Source organism: Rhodococcus gordoniae (assembly GCF_001646655.1).
Taxonomy (GTDB): Bacteria; Actinomycetota; Actinomycetes; order Mycobacteriales; family Mycobacteriaceae; genus Rhodococcus; species Rhodococcus gordoniae.
The window spans coordinates 1-2,871 of record NZ_LPZN01000088.1 but is presented as its reverse complement, the minus strand read 5'-3'; the positions used below and the strand labels follow the sequence as shown (position 1 = coordinate 2,871).

General features: G+C 72.6%; 4 protein-coding genes. 3 read left to right on the top strand and 1 reads right to left on the bottom strand.

Going from position 1 to position 2,871, the window contains the following annotated elements:
* Window positions 1-570: molybdenum cofactor guanylyltransferase (gene mobA / locus A8G18_RS21850; protein WP_157100871.1), on the bottom strand; the 570-nt coding region annotated here is incomplete at its 3' end.
* A gap of 72 nt (window positions 571-642) precedes the next feature.
* Between mobA and A8G18_RS21845 the strand changes: the two genes are divergently transcribed.
* The 3 genes from A8G18_RS21845 to A8G18_RS21835 all read left to right on the top strand — a co-directional run.
* Window positions 643-1,056: a DUF6412 domain-containing protein gene (locus A8G18_RS21845; protein WP_064065531.1), complete on the top strand. Its 414-nt coding sequence runs from the start codon at window positions 643-645 to the stop codon at window positions 1,054-1,056.
* On the top strand, window positions 1,022-1,642 hold the full coding sequence (locus A8G18_RS21840; RefSeq protein WP_084422040.1) for an ABC transporter ATP-binding protein: 621 nt from the start codon (window positions 1,022-1,024) through the stop codon (window positions 1,640-1,642). The genes A8G18_RS21845 and A8G18_RS21840 overlap by 35 nt, the downstream gene beginning before the upstream one ends.
* Window positions 1,633-2,871 (top strand): DUF6297 family protein (locus A8G18_RS21835; RefSeq protein ID WP_064065529.1); only part of this gene is annotated, 1,239 nt, incomplete at its 3' end. The genes A8G18_RS21840 and A8G18_RS21835, both read left to right, overlap by 10 nt.

The following is a 2,871-nucleotide window of genomic DNA, read 5'->3' as shown; positions in this document are numbered from 1 at the left end:
CGCGGATCCGGCGCGCGCCGCCCGAAGGTCGTCCGGGGTGTCGCAGTCGGTGGCCTCGGGCACCGCGACGGTGACGTACCGCTCGGGAACCAACGCCTTCATGGGCCGGTTCGCGACGTCTCCCCCGAGAGCGGTCAGACGTGCGGCCAGTGCCGGTGTCCGCCATGCGGCGAGCAGGAACTGTATCCGCCCGGTCTCGTCCACCGCGAAGGCGGCCTCGGCCCTCGCGTCCTCGTTCAGGGCCTCCAGCAGGGCTGAGACGGTCTTCGGCGTGACGAACGGAAGGTCGGCGGCGAGGGTGACCACGAGATCGGCGACCGGATCCGCCGCTGCCAGCGCCGCCACCGGACCCGCGCCCGGCGGTGTCTCCTGGATCTGCAGCACGTGCGGGCCGAGATCGTCGCGGTGCGGGCCGATCACCGTCACCCGTGCACAGCCCTCGACCGCGGCGAGAGCGGTGTCCAGCATCCTCCGGCCACCGACCGTCAGAGCGGGCTTGTCGACGCCTCCCATGCGGGTCGCGCGACCGCCCGCGACGATCACGGCTTCGACGTGCGTGAGCGTGCTCATGCCTTCATGCTGCCTCATCCGCCCTCACAGGACCGTCCCTGCGTACGCACCGCGCGGCATAGACTGCCGGTCATGTTCTTCGGATGGCGGAACGGTGCCGCGGTATGCGTCGTCCTCCTGTCCTGGCTCGTCGCCACCGTCGTGCCGGTCACCGCCGTGTCCGCCGGCGACACCGCCGGACTGCTCGCCGGACTTCTGATGGTGCTCCTTGCGACGCTCGCGTTCGTCGCGGCCGCCGACGACCCGTTGTTCGCCTTCGGCCGCAGTGTCCGAGGGCCGACCTCCGAGGAACGACGCCTGCGCGGTGGGTTCCGTCGCCACTCCCACCCCGACACCCCCGGACGGCCACGTCCACGCTCACCCGGTTCCGTCCTCGCCTTCGACACTTCGTCCGACGAGGAACACCGGGAGACCTTCCATGTCCGATCCCATCCGATGCGGCGCACCCGCCGTGTCCGTCCGGAATGCCCACCGTTCGTTCGGTGACCTGACCGTCTTCACCGGGGTGAACATCGACCTCGCCCCGGGCCGATGTTGCGCCGTGATCGGGGCGAACGGCAGCGGCAAATCCACTCTGCTCAGATGCATCGTCGGCGCCGACCGGCTCGACGAGGGTGTCGTCGAGATCGACGGCGTCCCCGTCGACGAGAGCTCCCCGACGTTGCGCCGGCGGGTCGCCGCAGTCCTCGGCGACGTCGCGACGTTCGCGCATCTCACCGCACACGAACACCTGCAACTCGTCGCGACCGGTCACGGCGTGACCGACCCGTTCGCCGCCGCCACCCGGGTTCTCGAGGAGGTCGGTCTCGCCTCGTCGGCGGATCGACTGCCGGTGACCTTCTCGGGCGGGCAGCGCCGCCGGCTCGCCCTGGCCTCCGCGCTGGTCCGACCGCGGCGGCTGCTCGTCCTCGACGAACCCGAACAACATCTCGACGACGACGGGCGCCGGTGGCTGGCGTCCACGCTCGCGGCCGAGAAGCGTGCCGGCGGCACCGTGCTGATGGTCTCGCACGATGCCGGGCTGGTGGACGCGGTCGCCGATGTGGTGGTGGAGGCGGACCGATGGAACTGACCGCGGTCGTCCCCGGCGCGCGGGATCTCCGCGCGCTCCGTCGCAGCTTCGAGCGTCGACACGCCCCGTTCGCGGATCGTCCCGCTGCGGTCGTGCTGATCCTCCTCGGCCTGTATGTGGGTGGGGGATCGGCGTGGTGGCTGTTCTCCCTGCCGTCGGCGCCGGTCGCCTGCACGGCTCCGATCGGGCGTGACGTGGGGTGCACCTCGGCATGGGGATGGGCGGTCGTCGCGGCCGCGGCCGCGGTGGGGACGGCGTCCGCCCGGGCTGTCGGTCCGGTGACGTGCGGTGGCGAGACGGAGTTCTGGCTGCTGTCCACACCGATGGATCGCGGCGCGGCACTGCGGCCCGGAGCGGCGGCGATCCTGATGGGCGGTGCGGTCGCGGGTGCCCTGGCAGGACGGCTCGCGACCTTCGTGGCCGCCCCGCCGGATCGGCTCGCGTTCACGCTGCTCACCGTCGCTCTCGGCGTCGGCGCTGTCGCCCTTCCGATGCTCGCGCAGTGCCGGATGCTCCCGCCCGCCGTCGTGAGCACCGTGATCCGGCTGTGTTTCTCGGCCCTACCGGGCGTGGTGATCGTCGCCGCCACCGGCGTGCCGATACCGCCACCGGGGCCGGTGCTCGTCGCCGTCGTCTGGGCCGTCGTCGCGGCACTGGCGATCTCGGCACTGTTCGCGTGCGGCAGGATCGCCGCACCCGAGTGGAGGGCCGGAGCGGGCACCGCGGTGGGTGTGTCGGCCTCGCTCACCGCGCTGGATCCGTCACTGCTGGTCGACGTGGTCGAGCACAGGGCGTGGCTGCGCATCGGAGCCCGTCGCTCCCGGATGCTGCCGCGCGGCCGGATCGCGGCGCTCGTCCGTGCCGATCTGCTCCGCCATGCCCGCCGGCCGGCACCCGTGCTCCTCACGTGTGCCGCTCTGCTCGGCGTCGCGGTCCTCGGGTCGGTCGTATCGCCGCCTGCCGCCGCGGTCGTGCACCTCGTCACCGTCTTCGTGGTGGCTGTGGCCTCCGGTGCGGGTCTACGCGACGTGTGCCGCGACCCCGATGTCGCCGTTCTGCTGGGCGCGAGCGACACACAACTGCGTCTTCCTCTTTCGGTCGTCCCGGGCGCGGCCGCCGTGATCGCCGCCGTCGTCACGGCCCTCGCCGGGAGTGCGTCGGTGGTGAGCGCCGCGGTCGGACTCGTCGGTGGGTGCGCGGCCGCCTACCGTATGCGCACGCGACCGCCG

Bases quoted from the DNA above. Each gene is read 5' to 3' on its own strand.
- A8G18_RS21845 (WP_064065531.1), top strand. From the start codon at position 643: ATGTTCTTCGGATGGCGGAACGGTGCCGCGGTATGCGTCGTCCTCCTG.